This window comes from Methylomarinovum caldicuralii (assembly GCF_033126985.1).
In the GTDB taxonomy this organism is placed as follows: Bacteria; Pseudomonadota; Gammaproteobacteria; order Methylococcales; family Methylothermaceae; genus Methylohalobius; species Methylohalobius caldicuralii.
In genome coordinates this window covers 2452194-2470598 of the sequence record NZ_AP024714.1, presented here as the reverse complement: position 1 = coordinate 2470598, position 18405 = coordinate 2452194, and the positions used below count along the sequence as shown (strand labels likewise).

General features: G+C 66.1%; 14 protein-coding genes. 5 read left to right on the top strand and 9 right to left on the bottom strand.

Annotated elements, in window-relative coordinates; genetic code table 11:
- Positions 1-22: 22 nt before the first annotated feature.
- Both MCIT9_RS12475 and MCIT9_RS12470 read right to left on the bottom strand, forming a co-directional pair.
- Entirely contained in the window at positions 23-1315 is a 1293-nt protein-coding gene (locus tag MCIT9_RS12475; RefSeq protein WP_317705202.1) for a peptidylprolyl isomerase, read from the bottom strand.
- Entirely contained in the window at positions 1299-3848 is a 2550-nt protein-coding gene (locus tag MCIT9_RS12470; RefSeq protein ID WP_317705201.1) for an LPS-assembly protein LptD, read from the bottom strand. Before MCIT9_RS12470 ends, MCIT9_RS12475 begins: the two co-directional genes overlap by 17 nt.
- Before the next feature lie 100 nt (positions 3849-3948).
- On the opposite strand from MCIT9_RS12470, the gene MCIT9_RS12465 reads away from it, so the two are divergent.
- Genes MCIT9_RS12465 through MCIT9_RS12455 form a run of 3 tightly spaced genes read left to right on the top strand, consistent with a single transcriptional unit; the run spans position 3949 to position 5986 of the window.
- Positions 3949-4959, top strand: a complete 1011-nt coding sequence (locus MCIT9_RS12465) for an aminoglycoside phosphotransferase family protein (protein ID WP_317705200.1) — start codon at positions 3949-3951, stop codon at positions 4957-4959.
- A complete protein-coding gene (gene murU / locus MCIT9_RS12460; protein WP_317705199.1) occupies positions 4956-5639 on the top strand; it encodes an N-acetylmuramate alpha-1-phosphate uridylyltransferase MurU in 684 nt (227 codons plus the stop codon). Before MCIT9_RS12465 ends, murU begins: the two co-directional genes overlap by 4 nt.
- A complete protein-coding gene (locus MCIT9_RS12455) occupies positions 5636-5986 on the top strand; it encodes a hypothetical protein (protein ID WP_317705198.1) in 351 nt (116 codons plus the stop codon). The genes murU and MCIT9_RS12455 overlap by 4 nt, the downstream gene beginning before the upstream one ends.
- Here the strand turns inward: MCIT9_RS12455 and MCIT9_RS12450 are convergent.
- The 5 genes from MCIT9_RS12450 to MCIT9_RS12430 all read right to left on the bottom strand — a co-directional run bounded on the left by MCIT9_RS12450 (position 5974) and on the right by MCIT9_RS12430 (position 13147).
- On the bottom strand, positions 5974-8064 hold the full coding sequence (locus MCIT9_RS12450) for a putative bifunctional diguanylate cyclase/phosphodiesterase (RefSeq protein ID WP_317705197.1): 2091 nt from the start codon (positions 8062-8064) through the stop codon (positions 5974-5976). The two genes, MCIT9_RS12455 and MCIT9_RS12450, sit on opposite strands and share 13 nt — an antisense overlap.
- Complete coding sequence (locus MCIT9_RS12445) at positions 8061-8930, bottom strand: ABC transporter substrate binding protein (RefSeq protein ID WP_317705196.1); 870 nt, start codon at positions 8928-8930, stop codon at positions 8061-8063. Before MCIT9_RS12445 ends, MCIT9_RS12450 begins: the two co-directional genes overlap by 4 nt.
- Positions 8927-10846: a TonB-dependent receptor plug domain-containing protein gene (locus tag MCIT9_RS12440; protein WP_317705195.1), complete on the bottom strand. Its 1920-nt coding sequence runs from the start codon at positions 10844-10846 to the stop codon at positions 8927-8929. The genes MCIT9_RS12445 and MCIT9_RS12440 overlap by 4 nt, the downstream gene beginning before the upstream one ends.
- A gap of 71 nt (positions 10847-10917) precedes the next feature.
- Positions 10918-11556 carry a carbonate dehydratase gene (gene can / locus MCIT9_RS12435; protein WP_317705194.1) on the bottom strand — a complete coding sequence of 213 codons (639 nt, stop codon included), beginning with the start codon at positions 11554-11556 and terminating at the stop codon, positions 10918-10920.
- Entirely contained in the window at positions 11531-13147 is a 1617-nt protein-coding gene (locus tag MCIT9_RS12430; protein ID WP_317705193.1) for a SulP family inorganic anion transporter, read from the bottom strand. The genes can and MCIT9_RS12430 overlap by 26 nt, the downstream gene beginning before the upstream one ends.
- Positions 13148-13248: 101 nt before the next feature.
- Between MCIT9_RS12430 and nhaR the strand changes: the two genes are divergently transcribed.
- A complete protein-coding gene (nhaR, locus tag MCIT9_RS12425) occupies positions 13249-14151 on the top strand; it encodes a transcriptional activator NhaR (protein WP_317705192.1) in 903 nt (300 codons plus the stop codon).
- 5 nt (positions 14152-14156) lie between these two features.
- On the opposite strand, the gene oadA is transcribed toward nhaR, so the two are convergent.
- Both oadA and MCIT9_RS12415 read right to left on the bottom strand, forming a co-directional pair.
- Positions 14157-15974, bottom strand: coding sequence for a sodium-extruding oxaloacetate decarboxylase subunit alpha (gene oadA / locus MCIT9_RS12420; protein ID WP_317705191.1), 1818 nt, complete (start codon positions 15972-15974; stop codon positions 14157-14159).
- Between the two features lie 13 nt (positions 15975-15987).
- Positions 15988-17406 (bottom strand): acetyl-CoA carboxylase biotin carboxylase subunit, encoded by a 1419-nt coding sequence (locus MCIT9_RS12415; RefSeq protein ID WP_317705190.1) that lies wholly within the window; start codon positions 17404-17406, stop codon positions 15988-15990.
- 170 nt (positions 17407-17576) lie between these two features.
- Here MCIT9_RS12415 and MCIT9_RS12410 point away from each other — a divergent pair, with 170 nt between their 5' ends.
- Positions 17577-18395 carry an outer membrane protein assembly factor BamD gene (locus MCIT9_RS12410; RefSeq protein ID WP_317705189.1) on the top strand — a complete coding sequence of 273 codons (819 nt, stop codon included), beginning with the start codon at positions 17577-17579 and terminating at the stop codon, positions 18393-18395.
- Positions 18396-18405: the final 10 nt, after the last annotated feature.

Sequence of the window (18405 nt, the reverse complement as noted above, 5' to 3'; positions counted from 1 at the left end):
CCCTGGCGTTAGACAAATGTTCTCAGTCAAGGTGGATTTCCACATAAGACTCGTCACGCAGCTTGCGCAGCCACAGTTCGGTGTCCTCCTCGATCTTGCGCCGGGTGAGGATCTCGCGGGCGCGCTGTTTGCGGTATTCCGGGGTGTCGTCGCGCTGCTTGCGGTCGAGCACCTGGATGAGGTGCCAGCCGAAGGGGGTCTGCACCGGTTCGGAGATTTCCCCCTTCTTGAGCCGGTTCATGGCCTCGGCGAAGGGCGGGACCACGGCATCGGCGGTGATCCAGCCCAGGTCGCCGCCCTTGACCGCCGAGGCGGTGTCGTCGGAATAGGCCTGGGCCAGGGCAGCGAAATCCTCACCGGCTTCGATGCGCTGGCGGATCAGGTTCAGGCGCCGTCTGGCCTCGGCGTCGTCGACGATTTCATTGGGCTTGATGAGGATGTGGCGCACGTGGGTCTCGATGACGAGATGCTTCTCGCCCCCCTTAAGATCCAGCAGTTTGATGATGTGAAAGCCGCTGGGGCTGCGAATCGGCCCGGCGATCTCGCCCTTCTGCATTTTGGGCACCAGCTCGGCGAACAGGGTGGGGATCTGGTCCAGCTTGCGCCAGCCCAGATCGCCGCCCTGGAGCGCCTGGGCGCCGTCGGACAGGGTGAGGGCGGCTTGGTGGAAATCCAGGCCCTGGCGCAGTTCCGCCACCAGGCGCTCGGCTTTTTCCCGTGCCTTCTGGATGACCTGCGGCGAGGCGGCTTCGGGGGTGGCGATGAGGATGTGGCCGAGGCGGTATTCGCTGGCCTGCAGCGGGTCGCTCTGGGCTTCGGTTTCCAGAAAGTGGGTGATCTCCCGTTCGCTCACTTGAATGCGGGAATTGACCTGGCTGGCCCGCAGACGCTTGAGCATCAGCTCTTCGCGCAGGTTCTCGACGAAGGCGGCATAGTCCATGCCCTCGTTCTCCACCGCCTGGCGGAAGGCGTCCAGATCCATGCCGTTGCGGCGGGCCAGATCCAGCAGGGCCTGGCGCAGGGTTTCGTCGTCCACCTCGATGCCGGCCTTCTTGGCCAGCTGCAATTGCAGGCTGCGGAGGATCATGCGTTCGAGCACCTGGCGCCGCAGGATCGAAGGCGGCGGCAACGGCGCCCCCTGGGCGCGCAGCTGGCGGACGATGGTGCCGGTTTGGCGTTCCAGTTCGCTTTCGAGGATCACGTCGTCCTCGGCGACGGCGACGATGCGGTCGAGAGGTTCGGCGTGGACCCCGGCGGTCCACAGCAGGAAAAAAAGAATCAAGAAATGGCGCATGGTGTCAGTCTTCGAAGCCATAGCCCCGGATGTTGCGTTGCAGGAAACGGTCGACGTGCTTGCCCAGGCTGATGAGCCCTTTCAGCTCCAGCTGGGCAAAGACCGCGGTTTCGGTCTTGCGGTTGACGTCGCGCACGAAGCGGCGGCCGATCACCCGCACCCGCCAGCAGCACGATTCGGCCTCCACCCCCAGGAAGCTTTCCAGGGTGATGGCGTTGCGCAGGGAGTACTGCCAGCGTCCGACCGCGTGCAGTCCCTGGAACAGCAGCCAGCGGAACGAGCCGTCGACGATCTTGAGGCGGTCGCGGCGGAAGCGGTAGCTCAGGTTGGCGATGTAGTCGTCGCTGTCCTTGTACTGGAGCATGGCCTCGCCGCGGTCCATCTGGTTGTCGTAAGGGTCCCACTGGATGCCGGAGCGCAGCGAGAACAGGCGGTTGGGAAACAGATCCAGTTCACCGACGATGTTGGAGGTGTTGCGGGTTTCTGTCGCCTGCCCCGGCAGGGTCACCTTGCGATCGCGGAAGTAGTAGATCTGACCGGCGCTGAGGCGCAAACGTTCCGCGCCTTCGTCGGCGGTGAGGAAACGGGAGGTGAGGGCGTAGGAAATCTGGTTGGCGTCGCCAAGGCGGTCCCAGCCGCTGAAGCGGTTCTCCCGGAACAGCTGGCTGAAGTTGAAGTCGTAGCGGCTGGTGTCGAAGACCGGGATGTCACGCTGATCGTCGAAGGGAATGTAGAGATAGAACAGCCGTGGCTCCAAGGTCTGGATCAGCGCCCCGCCCCAGTTCTTCTCCAAGAACAGGCCGGTATCCAGGGAGGCGACCGGCAGGGCGCGGGAAAGGGATCGGCCCTTCCCGGGCAGCCAGTAGCGGGTGTAGTCGAAGGCCAGGGAAGGGGTCGCGAAGGCGGCGGCATGACGCCACGGCATCTGTACCCGCGGGCGCAGATGCAGGCGGTGACCGTCGGTGCGGTCTTCGTGCTGGAAGAAGACGAATTCGCTCTGCCAGCCGGAGCGCAGCCACGGGGTGAAGCCGTGATCGTAGTTGAGGACAACCTGCGGCAGCCGCCGGTAGGGTTTGTCGCTGGAGCTGATGTTGGGATCGACGGTCTGCCAGTTGTCGGCGCGGGTCATGAAATACCAGTCCCCCTGGCGGTATTCGGTCTTGACCTCGCTGTGGAGCTGGCGGCTGGAGGCGATGGAGAGGTTGTTGCCCAGCTCGTTCAGGTAATGCTTGTCGGAGACGTAGCGCAGATCGGCCTGGGCGCTCCAGTGGGGGGTGAGCTGGGTACGGTTGTAGAAGGCAGCCTGGCCGCGGGCTTTGCCGAGCACCGGGTCGTAGGGCAGAATCTCGCCGGCCAGCCGTCCCTGGCTGTGGCGCAGCAGGTAACGGAATTCCAGCCCGCCTAGAAAGCCGCGTTTGGACAGGATCCGCGGTGTCAGGGTCAGGTCGTAGTTGGGGGCGAGATTGAAGTAATAGGGCAGGCTGAAATCGAAGCCGCGGGCGTTGGAGACGCCGATCCTGGGGGTCAGAAAGCCGCTGATGCGGCGGTCATCGATGGTGTGGGAAAAATAGGGCGAGTACAACAGCGGCACTCGCATGAATTCGAGCCAGACGTGGTGACCGGAGGCCTTGCCGGTTTCGCGGTTGAGCTTGAGATCGCGGGCGTGGATGACCCAGTCGTCGTTGCCGATGGGGCAGGTGGTGTAGGCCACCTGGTGGTGGCGCGACAGGGTTTCGCTCTCGAAGCGGCTGCGGGCGGTGGTGCCGCGGGCGGGGACCGGGCCGAGGATGAAGTGAGTATGATTCATGCGCGCCCGGCCCTGTTCCAGGTCCAGCCAGGCGTTGTCGCTGGCGAAGAGGTAACCGTTCTCCTCGTAGATCACGTTGCCCCAGGCGTTGACGATGCCGGCCTTGCCGTCGTAGAGCAACGCATCGGTCCACAAGTGCTGATCGCCGCGCTTTACCTTGACGTTGCCGGAGAAATAGACCAGGTCTTCCGCCAGGGAGCGGCTGAAGTCGGCTTCCAGATCCAGCGGCTGCCCCTCGGGGCGGGTCGGCGGGCGGTCGCCCAGGGCCGCCTTGCCGGTGGCGCAGTAACGCTGCCAGGGATCTTCCGGCAGCAGGCGCACCAGGGTCTTGAAGACGGATTCGTCGGCGGCGGAGAAAGCCGGACGCAGCCAGGGCCGGCGCGGTTGCTGCTGGACTTTCGCCAGACGGGGTTTGCCGGCCGGTTCGACGCCGACCAGTTTGCAGCGCCAGCCGCCGCGGTCGTCGGCCTGGCAGGTCCAGCCTTCGGGAACCTGTTGCGGTGCGATCTGCGGCGCAGGCGGCAGCTTCCCCACTTTGCCGACCCGCAGGGGCGGTAATTTCCGGGGCTGGGTGGAGGAAGAAGCGGCGCGGGCCGTCGCCGTGTCCGCCGGCGCTGTCCGTTCTTGCGGAGCGGACGGCAGGGGGGCCTGGGGCCGACCGCTGCAGACCCACTGGCCGTTGACGCTGCGGCAGTCCCATGTCGCCGCCCCTTCCTCCGCGGCGACCGCCGCTGTCAACAGTCCCAATGCCAGCGATGTGAATGAGAAGACGGGCTTTCCCTTGCGTTGACGTGGCATTTTGTTAGGGTGTGGCAGAAGCGAGTGGGACAAGCACGGGGTGCAGGCATTGAAAATTGCTCGTATTCTAGCACGGTCACCGGCGCAGACGGCCGATGCGCGTCTCGAGGCGCTGCTGGCCTGGGCGCCGGTGGCCTTCACCCACTGGACGCAGGTGGCGGGGGACGCCAGCCGGCGGCGCTATTTCCGCCTCCACGGCGACGGGCGGCGCTGGATCGTCATGGACGCGCCGCCGCCCGAATCGCCGCAGCGTTTCGCCGCGGTCGCCGGGCTGCTGGGCCGGGCCGGGGTGCGGGTGCCGCAGATCCTGGCGCAGGATTTCGAGCGCGGTTTCCTGCTGCTGGAGGACTTCGGCGACCGCACCTGCCTGCAGGCTCTCGACGCCGCATCGGTGGACGGACTGTACGGCGCCGCCCTCGCCACCCTGCTGCGGCTGCAGACCCGCCTCGATCCGAAGACGGCCGCTCTGCCCGGCTACGACCGGGCGTTGCTGCGGCGGGAACTGGCGATCTTCCCCGAGTGGCTGCTCAGACGCTGGCTCGATCTTCCCCTGGATACGGCGCTGTGGGAGCGGGCCTGCGAAGTGTTGGTCGAAAGCGCCCTGCAGCAGCCCCGGGTGGTCGTGCACCGGGACTATCACAGCCGCAACCTGATGGTGCTGGACGAAGGCGGCCTTGGGGTGCTGGACTTTCAGGACGCGGTTGTCGGCCCGGTGACCTACGATGCGGTGTCGCTGCTGCGGGACTGCTACGTGGCCTGGCCGCCCGAGCGGGTCGCCCTCTGGGCCGAGGATTACCGCCGCCGCCTGGCGCGCGCCGGGCTGGCGGTGGACGCCCCCACCTGGCGGTGCTGGTTCGACCGCATGGGGATCCAGCGTCATCTCAAGGCCGCCGGCATCTTCGTCCGCCTGTGGCTGCGCGACGGCAAGCCCGGCTATCTCAAGGACATTCCCCGCACCTTGCGCTATGTGGCGGCCGCCTGCCGGGGCGATGCGGCCCTGGCCCCCCTGGGCGATTTCGTTGCCGCCACTGTGCTGCCGCAGGTGGAGGCCCGGTTGTGAAGGCGATGATTCTCGCCGCCGGCCGGGGGGAAAGACTGCGGCCATTGACCGACCGCCTTCCCAAACCGCTGGTCGAGGTGGCGGGCAAGCCGTTGATCGTCCACCTCATCGAAGCGCTGGCCCGGGCCGGTTTCCGGGATCTGGTGGTCAATCTGGGGTATCGCGGCGCCCAGATCCGCGAGGCGCTGGGGGACGGGTCCGCCTTCGGGGTGGACATCGCCTATTCCCCCGAGCCTGAGGCCGCGCTGGAAACCGGCGGCGGCATTTTCCAGGCGCTGCCGCAGCTGTCGGATCCGTTCCTGGTGGTCAACGGCGATCTGGGCACCGATTATCCTTTCGCCCGCCTGAGCGCCCTTCCTGCCGGGGACGCTCTGGCCCACCTGGTGCTGGTGCCCAATCCCCCCCACCATCCGGCGGGGGATTTCGCCCTGGAGGCCGGGCGGGTCTTGCCGGAAGGGATGCGCCGTTATACCTTCAGCGGCATCGGGGTTTACCGTCAGGCTTTGTTCGCAGGCTGCCGTCCCGGTCGTTTCCCCCTCGCCCCGCTGCTGCGCCGCGCGGCGGCGGCAGGGCGGGTGAGCGGGGAAGTGTATCAGGGCGCCTGGTCCGACATCGGCACCCCCGGACGCCTTGCCGCCTGGCGCCGCCAACTGCGAAAACGAGGAGGAGAACCGTCATGAACCAACCCTTGGACACCCTCGACCCCAAGACCGCCGAGGCCCGCAAATGGGCCGCCATCGTCTATGCCCTGCAGGCCCTGGGCTTTCTCGTCGGCATCAGTTACATCGCAGCGGTGATCGTCGCCTATCTGAAACGCAATGAGGCCGAAGGTACCTGGGTGGCCGAGCATTTCCGCTGGCAGATCGCCACCTTCTGGTACAGCCTGCTCTGGGGCCTGCTGGGGGCGGCGGCGCTGGTGTGGATGGTGGGCTACATGATCCTCATCGCCGATCTTTTGTGGATGACCTACCGCATCGTCGTCGGCTGGGTGCGTCTGAGCGAGAACCGCTCGCCTTATTCCACCTGACAGGGGATCGCTTGTGTCTTGAGGAAACGCTCGAATTCCTCGGGGGGCATGGGACGGGCGAACAGATAGCCTTGATAGATCTGACAGTGCTGCCGCCGCAGGAATTCGACCTGGGCCTCGGTTTCGACTCCCTCGGCAACGACCGTCAATCCCAATCCCCGCGCCATGGCGCAGATCGCCGTCACCAGCGCGGCGTCGGCAGGATCCTCGATGCAGTCACGGACGAAAGACTGGTCGATTTTGATGGCGTCGAGGGGGAAGCGTTTGAGATAGGCGAGATTGGAATAGCCGGTGCCGAAATCGTCGATGGCGAAACGGACGCCGGCCGCTTTGAGTTGCTCGAAGCCGTCGAGCACTGCTTGACTCGGCTGCACCAGGGCGCTTTCCGTCAGCTCCAGCTCCAGGCCGAGCTCGCCGTCAGGGGAACACTCGCGGATGATCGCCAGCATGCGGGCGGTGAAATCCTCGCGCCACAGCTGGACCGGGGAGATGTTGACCGCCAGGTGGCGGAACCCCTTGCCGCACAAGCCCTGCTGCAACCAGCGGCGTTTCAGCGCTAACGCCTCGCGAACGAGCCATTCGCTCACCGGGACGATCAGGCCGGTCTCCTCCAAAAGGGGGATGAACTCCGCCGGCGATATCCAGGCGTCCTTGTGTCGCCAGCGCAGCAGGACTTCGGCGCCGCAGACGCAGCCGCCATCGGCCTGTATCTGGGGTTGGAGAAAGAATTGCAGACGCTGGCGTTCGACCGCTTCGGTCAGCGCCGCCTCCAGGGCCAGACGGCGCCGGCCGGTCTTGGCCTGCTCCGGGCGGAACAGGCGGAAAGTCTGGCGGCCGGCATCCTTGGCGGCGTACATGGCGATGTCGGCGAAGCGCAGCAGGGTATCGGCATCCTCGGCGTCATGGGGGGCGAGGGCGATGCCGATGCTGAAGCTGACGCGCAGCTGGTGACCGGCGATCCGCAGGGGCTGCTTCAACGCCTTGATGAGTTTGGCCGCGGCGCTTTTGGCCTGGTGTTCCGCCTTCTCCCGGGCGGACGCCAGATTGGGCAGCAGAATCAAAAATTCGTCGCCCCCCAGGCGCACCAGGATGTCGCGGTCGCGCAGGTGGCCTTGCAACCTGGCGGCAATGGTGTGCAGCAATTGGTCGCCGGTCGCATGGCCCAGGGTGTCGTTGACGAGTTTGAAGCGGTCCAGGTCGAGGAACAGCAGCGCCAGCGAGCCCTGTCCCTGGCAGGCCTCACGGAGCAGCGCCGGCAGCTGCTCTTGCAGCCAGGTGCGGTTGCGCAGCTGGGTGACGTGGTCGCGAAACGCCAGCCTTTCCAGATCCTGGTGGTATTCCGCCAGCTGCTGTTGCACCGCGTTGAAACGCGCCTCCAGAAGGCGGATTTCGGGAATGTCGGCGCTGACCTCGAGGGGCTGGGGTTTCGCTGCGGGCAGGTTCGCCAAAGCATCGTGGAGCCTCTCCAGGGGACGGGTCAGACGGCGGCTGCGGTAGGAGGAGATGGCCAGGATGGGGATCAGGAACGCCAGGGTCACGAACAGCGAATCCCGGGCGGAGGTCAGAAAGCGGGTGCGGAAGCCTTCGAGGTCGAAAACCAGCGCGACGTATCCCAGGGGCTGCGAGGCGGGCCCGGATTCGAGAAACAGCGCTTGTTCCCCCACGGCGGTGTTGGTCGGAATGGCCAGGGAAACTACCATGAAGGGATGCGCAGAGCGCCAGAGCTCGGACATCGCAGGGATGTAGCGGGACGGCGGGCAGCGGGAGGGGGCGGGATGGGGGGGCTGGAGCCAGAGACGGCAGCGGGCGTCGAAGACCTGAATGGCGGCCAGCTGGGGCAGGCCGCGGAAGCTTTCCAGCACCTCGGCGGCGTGGGTGCGGTCGCCGACGAGCAGGGGATAGCGGAGGTTGTCGGCGGCGAGCCGGGTCAGGATCCGGCCCTGGCGCTGCAGTTCCCGGTATTCCTGCCGCAGGTCTTTCCAGGTCAGTGCCAACGAGGTGCCCAGGCCGCTTACCAGGATGATGGCCGCCAGGAACAGGTTGAAACGGGTGGTGAAAGTAAGACAGAGACGTTTCATGGCAGCAGTACGGTTTCCGGGGGCAGGTTTTTCGGGATCCGGCGGCCAAGGTGGTGTAGAACCTCGCGGTTGAGCACGAGGATGGCGCGCCTGGGCGGCTGCGGCACTGGTGGATCGCTTTGGGGGGTGCGCCACCAGCGGGCGATCAGCGCGGCGATCTGCGCGCCCAGATCGCGGTAATCCCAGTCGAGGGCGAAAGCGGCGCCGGCTTCGACCCATTGGCGCGACAGACCCACGGCGGGGATGCGCCGCCGATAGGCGGCCATCAGGATCGCCCGGGCGATGTCCGGGGTGAAAGCCTGGCCGTCGATCCACAGAACGTCGGCGTCCGCCGGTAAGGATTGCAGCCTCGCAAAGTTCCCCTGCGGGACCTCCAGGGCCAGCAAGGTCAGCCGCAACCGGGCCTGGCGGACCAGGCGGGCGATGGCGGCGAGCCGCGCCGGATCGCTGTCGGCATGGAGCAGGACGATGTGACGCGCCGTGGGAAACAATAACCGCAGCCAATGCCAGAGCCGCTGCGGCGGGTGGGGGAGCAGGACGCCGGTGGCCGGTTGCGATGTCTGCAAGAGCCGGCGGTCGAGAATCAGGCCGGCGACCAGCGGGGTGTGGGCATCATAGCGGCGGACGGCGGTCACCGCCCGGCTGCCGAGGGCGGCCCAGAGTTTGGGGCAGACGCCGTTTTGCAGCGCTTCCGGCGGATGGATATGCGCGGCGATGCCCTGTTGCGCCAGGGCTGCCATCAAGGCTCCGGTGGTCTCCAGGTAAGGGGGGCGGTCGTGGGCGGGCACCACCGCCACCTCCTCTTGAGGGCAGGCGGCCATGGCGGCGCCCGCCCACAGCAGGCAGACGAAAAGCAGCGTCCTCAAAAGCGGTACCCTACCCGCACCCGGAAGGTGCGTCCGTTTTGGGGGATCTCCGCCGGGATGACCGGTGCGGCGGGGGGATCGCGGTAATGATCGTCGAGCAGATTGTACAGGGCGAAGTCCAAATCCAGCCCTGGCAGCAGGTCCTGGCTGCTCAGGGTCAGGTTCATCAAGACCACGTCCCCGGTGCTGCGGCCGTCGCCAACAGGGCGGGGGCCGGTGTAGTCGATTTCCAGGGCGCCGGACAGCTTCTCCCGCCACAAGGGCACCGCCAGGCGGCTTTTGAGCAGGTGGCGGGCGCTGTGGGGCCAGCGCCGGCCGTGGACGTCCTCCAGATTCTGGAAGCTGTAACCCACCATCGCGTCGAAGCCGGCGCGGCGGTAGCCGAGGCTGGCGTCGAAACCGGTGGCCACCGCCGTGCCGCCGTTGCGATACTGCACGACACTGCCACTGATTTCTTGTTGCTGAAGCAGGTCCTCGGCGCGGTAGAAATAGCCGGCCAGCCGGCTGCTCAACCCCTGGCCCCATTGCTGTTCCCAGATGCCCTCCAGGGTGTGGATATGCTCCGGCCTGAGATTCGGGTTGGGCAGCCAGATGCCTTGGCAGCAGGTATAGCTGGCTTCGAACCGACTCGGCGCCCGGTAGGCGCGGCCGTAGAGCAGCTTGAGGGCGGTTTCCGGGCGGGGGCGATAGATCAGACCGGCCCGGGGGCTTAAGGGGGTGTCGTCGGTGTGGGAATAGTGATCGACGCGCAGGCCCAACTGGAGGGTCAGGTCGGGGCCCAGGCGCCATTCGTCTTGGGCGAAAAAGCCGAAGAAGCTGCTGCGCAGGCGGTTTCTGGCCCAGACCGTCTTGGGGTTTTGGTCGAAGTTGTCCATCTGCTGCCGGTAGTTGCCGCGGAATTCCCCGCCCAGCAGCAGGTGATGGTCGGAGCCCAGATCCCTTTGCGCCAGGGCTTCGGCGCCGGCCCACTCGCCGTGCCACAGATCCCGGTTGGTCGGCGAGAAGGGGTAACGGCCGTTGAATTCGTAGCGGTCCCAGAACAGCCGCAGGGTGGTGTGCCAGCCCCCCAGGTCGTGTTCGCCCCGCAGGTCGGCATAGGCGCGGCGGTCCTTGTAGTCGCTGACCACCGGCGGGCGGAGGGTGTAGTCCGGGTGTTCCTCGTCGCGCTGCATGTAAGCGCCCGACAGGGTCCAGCCGCGCCACGCCAGCTTGGCGAACAGGCGGCGGCCGTCGGCGCCGTCGGCCTCCCGGATCTTGGGCAGGCCTGGGAAATCCAGCACCCGGCGGCCGTCCTCGCTCCAGCGGCTGGCGGAGAAATAGGCGCTCAGCGCCCGCTCCGGTGCCTGCACGGCGGCGCTGACGTAGCCTCCGTAACGCCCCAGGCTGGCGGCGCGCCCTTCGAGCCGGGCGGCGGGCGCCTCGGCGGCGCTGCGGGTGATGACGTTGATGACGGCGAAATAGGCGCTGCTGCCGTACAGGGCCGAGCCGGGGTCGCGCACCACTTCGATGTGGTCGATGTCGTTCAGGTCCAGCAGAAAGTCACTGCCGAGGCCGGCGTAGTCCTGCAGGCTTTCATTGACGCGATGGCCGTCGATCAGCAGCAGGATATGGGTGTTGTAGTCGCCCGGGGTAAAGAAACCGCGGCTCGCCAGGCGCTGATAGCTGCGGTTGAAGACCATCTGGAACCCCGGCAGACTGGCGAGTGCCTCGGCCAGGGTGCGGTAGCCGAAGCGGCGCAGCTGGCCAGCGTCGATGACGTCCACCGCCCCCAGTGCTTCGTTGGCCGGCTGGAGGTGGCGGGCCGCGGTCAAGACGCTGGGAATGTCGGCGAACAGCGTCTCATACTCGTCTTCCGCCGGCGGGGCGGCTAGAAGCGGCGGGGGCAGGAATAAGAGGGCTGCGAGCAATCTGCGCATCAGGGGCCACCTTGAGAGGGACACCTTTCAATAATAGCCAGATCGCCCGCCTTGTGCCATTGGCAGGCGCTTTAATCGATCCTGGCGCCCAGCTGGTAGATATGCGGCAGCTGCTGCGGGCCGCTGATGCAGACGTCCAGGTCCCGCAGCAGGCCGTCCTTGAGGTTGTAGATCCAGCCGTGGACGGTCAGCGGCTGGCCGCGGCGCCAGGCGTCCTGGACGATGCTGGTGTAGCAGACGTTGGCGGCCTGCTGGATGACGTTGAATTCGCACAGGCGGTCGGCCCGTTCCGCCGCCGGCAGAGCGTCGAGCAGCTCGGCGTTGTGCTGATAGACGTCTTTGATGTAGCGCAGCCAGTTGTCGATCAATCCCAAGGGTTCGCCCTGCATCGCCGCCAGCACGCCGCCGCAGCCGTAGTGGCCACAGACGATCACGTGCGTGATCTTGAGGGCGTCCACGGCGTACTGCAGCACCGACAGCAGGTTGATGTCGGAATGGACCACCAGGTTGGCGACGTTGCGGTGGACGAACAGTTCCCCCGGCATCAGCCCCACCACTTCGTTGGCGGGAATCCGGCTGTCGGAGCAGCCGATCCACAGGTACTCCGGCGCTTGTCCCTGGGCCAGGCGTTCGAAGAAACCGGGATTGGCATGCTCGATTTTCTGGACCCAGCGGCGATTGTTGTCAAACAGATGTTTCAGCAGTTGCATGGCGTTCCTCCGAGGTGTGTGGTTCGTCGCCTGCGCCAGGCAGGCCGATGAGGGTCAGCTTGATGTGTTTGGCGGCCGCTTCTGCGCTGAAGTTTTCGATGATCTCCAGGGCGTCGTGGTCGATGTAGCGGGTGGCCGAGGCGTCGATGATCACCTCGGCATGGGGCGGGATCCGATCCAGGGTGCGCAGCAGGTTGGCCTTGTTGAGGAAGGTGACCTGCTCCGACAGTCTCAGGACGATGCGGCCGTCCTCGTGGCTTTCGTGCAGATAGACGCCGCACTTGTAGTGTTCCAGCAGGATGAAGAACAGCGCCGTGACCATGCCGATGCCGACGCCGGTGAGCAGATCGGTGAACACCAGCCCCACCACGGTGACCGCGAAGGGCGCGAACTGGTACCATCCCCGGCGGTAGAACTGCAGGAACAGTTCCGGCTTGGCCAGCTTGTAGCCCACCACCAACAGGATCGCCGCCAGCGTCGCCAGGGGGATCTGGTTGAGCCAGTGGGGCAGCAGCAGCGCCGCCACCGCCAGACAGATGCCGTGGACCCAGGCGGAGGCCCGGGTCCTGGCGCCGGCGATGATGTTGGTGGAGCTGCGCACGATCACCTGGGTGATGGGCAGGCCGCCCACCAGGGCGGAGGCCATGTTGCCGACGCCCTGGGCGATCAGTTCCCGGTTGGTGGGGGTGACGCGCTTGAAGGGATCGAGCTTGTCGGTGGCTTCGACGCACAGCAGGGTTTCGATGCTGGCCACCACGGCGATGACGGCGGCGGTGGTGTAGATGGCCTTCTGATCGTAAGCGCCGAAATCCGGAAGGGTGAAAAATTCCCTCAGGCCCTCGATGCCGTTGGCCAGGGGAAGCTGCACCAGATGCCTGGGATCCAGGGCCAGATCCGGCGCCCAGTGGCGGAAGGCGAGGTGGAGCAGGGCGCCGGTGATCACCGCCACCAGGGGCCCTTGAATGAGCTGGAAGATGCGCTGGCGTTTCATGAATCCCTGTTCCCACAGGATCAGGATCCCCAAGGAGACCAGGGCGATGACGGTGGCACCCAGGTGGAAGGCGCCGAACATGTCCACCAGGGCGTGCAGCGTGGTTTCACCGCCGGGCTCCTGATAGGCGATGTCCCCTTCCCAGTCGCTGTCGTAACCGACGGCATGGGGGATCTGCTTGAGGATGATGATGAGGCCGATCCCCGCCAGCATCCCCGAGATCACCGCCGAGGGGAAGTAATAGCCGACGATGCCGGCCCGCAGCAATCCCAAGCCGATCTGCAGCACCCCGGCCAGGATCACCGCCAGCAGGAAAGGCTGGAAGCCCAGGTTCTGGATCGCCTCGTACACGATCACGGTAAGACCTGCCGCCGGCCCCGACACGCCCAGGGCCGAGCGGCTGATGAGCGGCACCACCAGGCCGCCGGCGATGCCGGCGATGATGCCGGAGGACAGAGGCGCGCCGGAGGCCATGGCGATCCCCAGGCAAAGCGGCACCGCCACCAGGAAGACGACGATGCCGGCGGGAATGTCGTGTTTCAGATTGCGCCAGATGCTGAAGTCGTCTTCGTTGTCAGAGGTCCAGGGAGCGGGTTTCATGTCTTCCTCCTCGGTGGAATCGTCCCATATTGAAGACTAACAATAACGTTTCTCGGTTAAAATTCGAATTTGCTTGCCTGTCGTTTCGAGACAAATTTAAAGTGCAGCTGAATTACAAGCACCTGCATTATTTCTGGGTCACCGCCCAGGAGTCCAGCCTGACCCGGGCCGCCGAGCGCCTTCACGTCACGCCGCAGACCATCTGCAGCCAGATTCAGGCGCTGGAGGAACGCCTCGGCGTCAAGCTGCTGCAGCGCGAGGGGCGGGGACTGACCGTGACCGACACGGGGCGCACGGTGTTCCGTTACGCGGACCGGATTTTCTCGCTCGGGGAGGAGATGGCCGAGGTGGTGCGGCGTCAGGTGACGGTCGAGCCCCGGCATTTTCACGTCGGCGTCACCGATTTCCTGCCCAAGCTGATGGCCTACCGCCTGCTGCGTCCGCTCCTGATGCTGGAGGAGCCGTTCCGCATCCACTGCCACGAGGGGGGGATGGCGCAGCTGGCCGCGGGCCTGGCCGCCCGTCGCCTCGATCTGGTGCTCAGCGACCGGCCGCTGACCTCGGAATCGCCGGTGCGCGCCGAAAGCCGCCGGCTGGGGAGTTGTGGTGTCAGCTTTCTCGCCCGCGGCGACCTGGTCCGCCGCCATCGCCGCGGTTTCCCCCGCTCCCTGGACGGTGCCCCGATGCTGATGGCGACCGCCGATGCGGTGATCCGCGGACGCCTGTTGGGCTGGTTCGAAACCCTGGGGATCCATCCCCAGGTGGTGGCCGAATTCGACGACAGCGCCCTGATGAAGGTGTTCGGCCAGGCGGGTGTGGGCATCTTCTGCGCCCCGACCCTGGTCGAGGCGGAGATCTGTCGCCAGCACCAGGTGGAGGTGGTCGGGCGCACCCGTGAGGTGGAGGAGTGCTTTTACGCCATTTCTCTGACGCAGCGCTCGAGCCACCCGGCGATCCAGGTCATTTCCCAGGCGGTTCTGGAAACCGGCGCGCCGCCCGAATGACCGGGTCAGGGCTCGATGTGGAGCAGGGTTTCCGTGGGCGTCACCGCATCGCCTTTCTGCACGTACACGGCGGTGACCGTGCCACCGATGGGGGCCTGCACCTCGGTTTCCATTTTCATGGTTTCGACGATCAGGACCGGGTCGCCGGCTTGCACGGTGTCGCCCTCCTTGACCAGGACCTCGACGATGTTTCCCGGCATCGACAGGGTCACGTCGCCCTCGCCGGCGGCTTTGGGACGCTTGCTGCTCAGGCGTCGCGGCACTGCGCCCTCGGTGCCGCCTCCGAGGACCACCTCGTCGAGGGTTTCGATCACCGCCTCCTCCGGCACCCCGTCCACCACCAGATAGAAGTGACGTTCCGCCTGCTGGCGGGGACCGGCGCCGGTGACGCGCACGTGGTAGGTCTCGCCGTGGAGGTGGACGTTGAATTCGGTCGGGGCGGCCCGGGCGGCGGTTTCGGCGGGCGGTTCGATGGGTTCCGGCTCCAGGGTGCCTTGGGCGCGCTGGGTCAGGAACTGGCGTCCCACGTCCGGGAACAGGGCGTAGGTCAGCATGTCTTCCTCGCTGCGGGCCAGTTCGCCGATCTCCCGCCGCAGGGTTTCCAGTTCCGGGGGGATTAGATCCGCCGGCCGGCATTCGATGATTTCCTCGTTGCCCACGGCCCGGCGGCGCAGCTCCTCGTTCACCGGCCCCGGCGGTTTGCCGTAGCCGCCCTGCAGATAGCGTCGGACTTCGTTGGTGATGGTCTGGTAGCGTTCGCCCGCCAGGACATTGATGACCGCCTGGGTGCCGACGATCTGGGAGGTGGGGGTGACCAGGGGCGGATAGCCCAGATCCTTGCGCACCCGCGGGATTTCCGCGAGCACATCCTTGAGGCGGTCGAGCGATCCCTGTTCCTTCAACTGGTTGTAGAGGTTGGAGATCATGCCGCCGGGCACCTGATGGATGTGGACCCGGGGGTCGGGGCCGACGTATTCCGGCTCGAAACGGCGGTATTTCTGGCGTACGCTCCAGAAGTAGGCGGCGATTTCCTCCAGCAGCGCGAGGTCGTAGCCGGGGTCCCTGCCCAGGTCGCGCAGGGCGACGGCCAGGCTTTCGGTGGGCGGATGACTGGGGCCGCCGGCCAGGGAGGAAATGGCGGTGTCGATGTGGTCGATGCCGCTTTCGACGGCCTTGAGATGGCACATCGCCGCCAGGCCGGAGGTGGCGTGGGAGTGGAGGTGCAAGGGCAGGTCCACCGCAGCCTTGATGTCTCTGACCAGGCGGGCCGTGACCGCCGGGGTCAGCAATCCCGACATGTCCTTGATGGCGATGCTGTCGCAGCCCATGCGTGCCAGTTCCCGGGCCTGGGCCACGAAGCCTTCCACGCTGTGTACCGGGCTGACGGTGTAGCACAGCGCCCCCTGGGCGTGTTTGCCGGCCCGCTTGACCGCGGCGACGGCGGTTTCCAGATTGCGCAGGTCGTTGAGGGCGTCGAACAGGCGGAAGACATCCATGCCGTTCGCCGCCGCCCTATCAACGAAGGCCTCCACCACGTCGTCGGCGTAGTGGCGGTAGCCGAGCAGGTTCTGGCCCCTCAGCAGCATCTGCAGCCGGGTGTCGGGCAGGGCCTGGCGCAATTGCCGCAGCCGCTCCCAGGGATCCTCCTTGAGGTAGCGCAGACAGGCGTCGAAGGTTGCCCCGCCCCAGCACTCCAGGGACCAGAAACCGACCCGGTCCAGCTGAGGACAGATGGGCAGCATGTCTTCGGTGCGGACCCGGGTGGCTAGGAGGCATTGGTGCGCGTCGCGCAGGGCCAGTTCGGTGATCTGAACGCGGTTCATGGATGTTGCTCCTTCATAGTCCGGCATGGGCGGCGATGGCCGCAGCGATGGCGGTGGCCACGTGGGCCTTGTCGCGTTTTTCCGAATAGCGCAGCAGTTCCGGGTGGCGTTCGACGAAACCGGTGTCGAAGCGGCCCTGCTGGAACGCTTCGCTGCGCAGAATCTGCTGGTAATAGGCGCGGGTGGTCTTGATGCCGCTGATTTCCATGTCGTCCAGGGCGCGGCGGCCGCGGGCGATGACGTCATCCCAGCTCATGGCCCAGACGATGAGCTTGGCGATCATGGAGTCGTAGTAGGGCGGGACGTCGTAGCCGGTATAGATGGCGGTGTCGGTGCGGACCCCGGGGCCGCCGGGGGCGTAATAGCGGGTGATGCGGCCGAAGCTGGGCAGGAAATCGTTGCGCGGGTCTTCCGCATTGATGCGGAACTGCATGGCATAGCCGCGGCGCTGGATTTCCTCCTGGCGGTAGCACAGGGGCAGGCCGGAGGCGATGCGTATCTGCTCCTCGACGATGTCGACCCCGGTGATGGCTTCGGTGATGGTGTGCTCCACCTGCACCCGGGTATTCATTTCCATGAAATAGCAGCGGCCGTCCCGGTCGAAGAGGAATTCCACCGTCCCCGCGTTTTCGTAACCCACCGCGCGCGCCGCCTTGACGGCCAGCTCGCAGACGGTGCGGCGCTGTTCGTCGTCGAGCTGGGGGGAGGGGGCGATCTCGATGAGCTTCTGGTTGCGGCGCTGGATGGAACAGTCGCGTTCGAACAGGTGGATCACATTGCCGTGGCGGTCGGCCAGGATCTGCACTTCGATGTGGCGGGGATCGACGATGCACTTTTCCAGAAACACCTCGGCCCGTCCGAAGGCCTTGGTGGCCTCGGACACTACCCGTTGGTAATTCTGGCGCAGCGCCTGGGCATCGTTGCAGCGGCGGATGCCCCGGCCGCCCCCGCCGGAGGTGGCCTTGAGCATCACCGGATAGCCGATCGTCTCCGCCAGGCGCAGGGCCTCGTCGAGACCGGCGAGGTTGCCTTCGCTGCCCGGAATCACCGGGACGCCGGCCTGCTGCATGGTGCGGCGGGCTTCCGTCTTGTCGCCCATGCGCCGGATCACTTCCGCCGGCGGGCCGATGAAGCGGATGCCGCGGCGGCTGCAGATCTCGGCGAATTCGGCATTCTCCGACAGGAAGCCGTAGCCGGGATGGATGGCGTCGCAGCCGGTTTCCAGGGCCAGGTTGACCAGCCGGTGGGGGTTGAGATAGCCCGCCAGGGGATCGCTGCCGACGCTGTGGGCCTCGTCCGCCTTCTTGACGTGCAGGGCGTGGCGGTCGGCATCCGTATGGACGGCCACCGACAGGATGCCCATTTCGGCGCAGGCGCGGATGATGCGGACGGCGATTTCACCGCGGTTGGCGATGAGGATTTTCTGTAACATAAGGCGTCCGTGGGAAGGCGATTCGGTGGGATTCTATCCCAAACCGCCCTTCATGATCGTTCGATTTATTCGCCGCGGGATTCGAAAAAACGGAATCTTTTGCTGAGCGCCGGGCGCGCCACCCGGCGGTTTTCCCCTATACTTGCCGCTTTTGCGGCAAAGGAGTGAGCATGCGTACGATAGCCGTGCTTCTGTCGCTGTCCCTGCTTCTGGGCGGTTGCAGTACGGTGGACAAGTGGTTCAAATCCGGGCCCAAGGCGGTGGAGGTGATGCCGGAGGAGGACCTTTACAAAAAGGCCAAGGAGAAGCTGGACCGGGGGGCCTACACTCGCGCCATCGAGCTGTATCAGGCCCTGGAGACCCGCTTCCCCTTCGGGCGCTACGGCCCGAAGGTGCTGCTCGATCTGGCCTGGGCCTACTACAAGCAGGGCGACGCCGAGGCGGGTCTGGCGGTGCTGGAGCGCTTCTTCAAACGCTATCCCACCCACGCGCGTCTCGATTACGCCTGGTATCTGCGCGGATTGATCCACATGAGTCAGGGGCTGGGTTTCGTCGAACGCTACTTCCCCATCGATCTGACCAAGCGCGACGTGTCCCCGCTGGCGGATGCCTATCAGGATTTCGTCACCGTGGTCGAGCGTTTCCCCGACAGTGAATACGCCGACAAGGCCCGCCAGCGCCTCACGGGCGTTCTCACCCTGATCGCCACCCACGAGTACCACGTGGCCGACTATTATTTTCGCCGCGGCGCTTATCTGGCGGCCGCCAACCGCGCCGCCCACATAGTGCGCAACTACCCCCGCACCCGGGTGGTGCCCCATGCCCTGCGGCTGATGGCCGAGGCCTATCACCGGCTGGAGCTGGAAGATCTGGCGGCCCAGGCGGAAAAGACCTATGCGCTCAATTACGGCCAGAGCGAGCCGCCGCCGCTGCGCCACGGGCCCAGGACCCTGCTGGGGTGGATGTTCTGGCTGTTCCGCTGGGATTGAGGGACTGAAG

Bases quoted from the DNA above. Each gene is read 5' to 3' on its own strand.
- MCIT9_RS12455 (WP_317705198.1), top strand. From the start codon at position 5,636: ATGAACCAACCCTTGGACACCCTCGACCCCAAGACCGCCGAGGCCCGC.
- oadA (WP_317705191.1), bottom strand. From the start codon at position 15,974: ATGAACCGCGTTCAGATCACCGAACTGGCCCTGCGCGACGCGCACCAA.
- MCIT9_RS12410 (WP_317705189.1), top strand. From the start codon at position 17,577: ATGCGTACGATAGCCGTGCTTCTGTCGCTGTCCCTGCTTCTGGGCGGT.
- MCIT9_RS12450 (WP_317705197.1), bottom strand. From the start codon at position 8,064: ATGAAACGTCTCTGTCTTACTTTCACCACCCGTTTCAACCTGTTCCTG.
- MCIT9_RS12440 (WP_317705195.1), bottom strand. From the start codon at position 10,846: ATGCGCAGATTGCTCGCAGCCCTCTTATTCCTGCCCCCGCCGCTTCTA.
- MCIT9_RS12430 (WP_317705193.1), bottom strand. From the start codon at position 13,147: ATGAAACCCGCTCCCTGGACCTCTGACAACGAAGACGACTTCAGCATC.
- can (WP_317705194.1), bottom strand. From the start codon at position 11,556: ATGCAACTGCTGAAACATCTGTTTGACAACAATCGCCGCTGGGTCCAG.
- MCIT9_RS12415 (WP_317705190.1), bottom strand. From the start codon at position 17,406: ATGTTACAGAAAATCCTCATCGCCAACCGCGGTGAAATCGCCGTCCGC.
- MCIT9_RS12475 (WP_317705202.1), bottom strand. From the start codon at position 1,315: ATGGCTTCGAAGACTGACACCATGCGCCATTTCTTGATTCTTTTTTTC.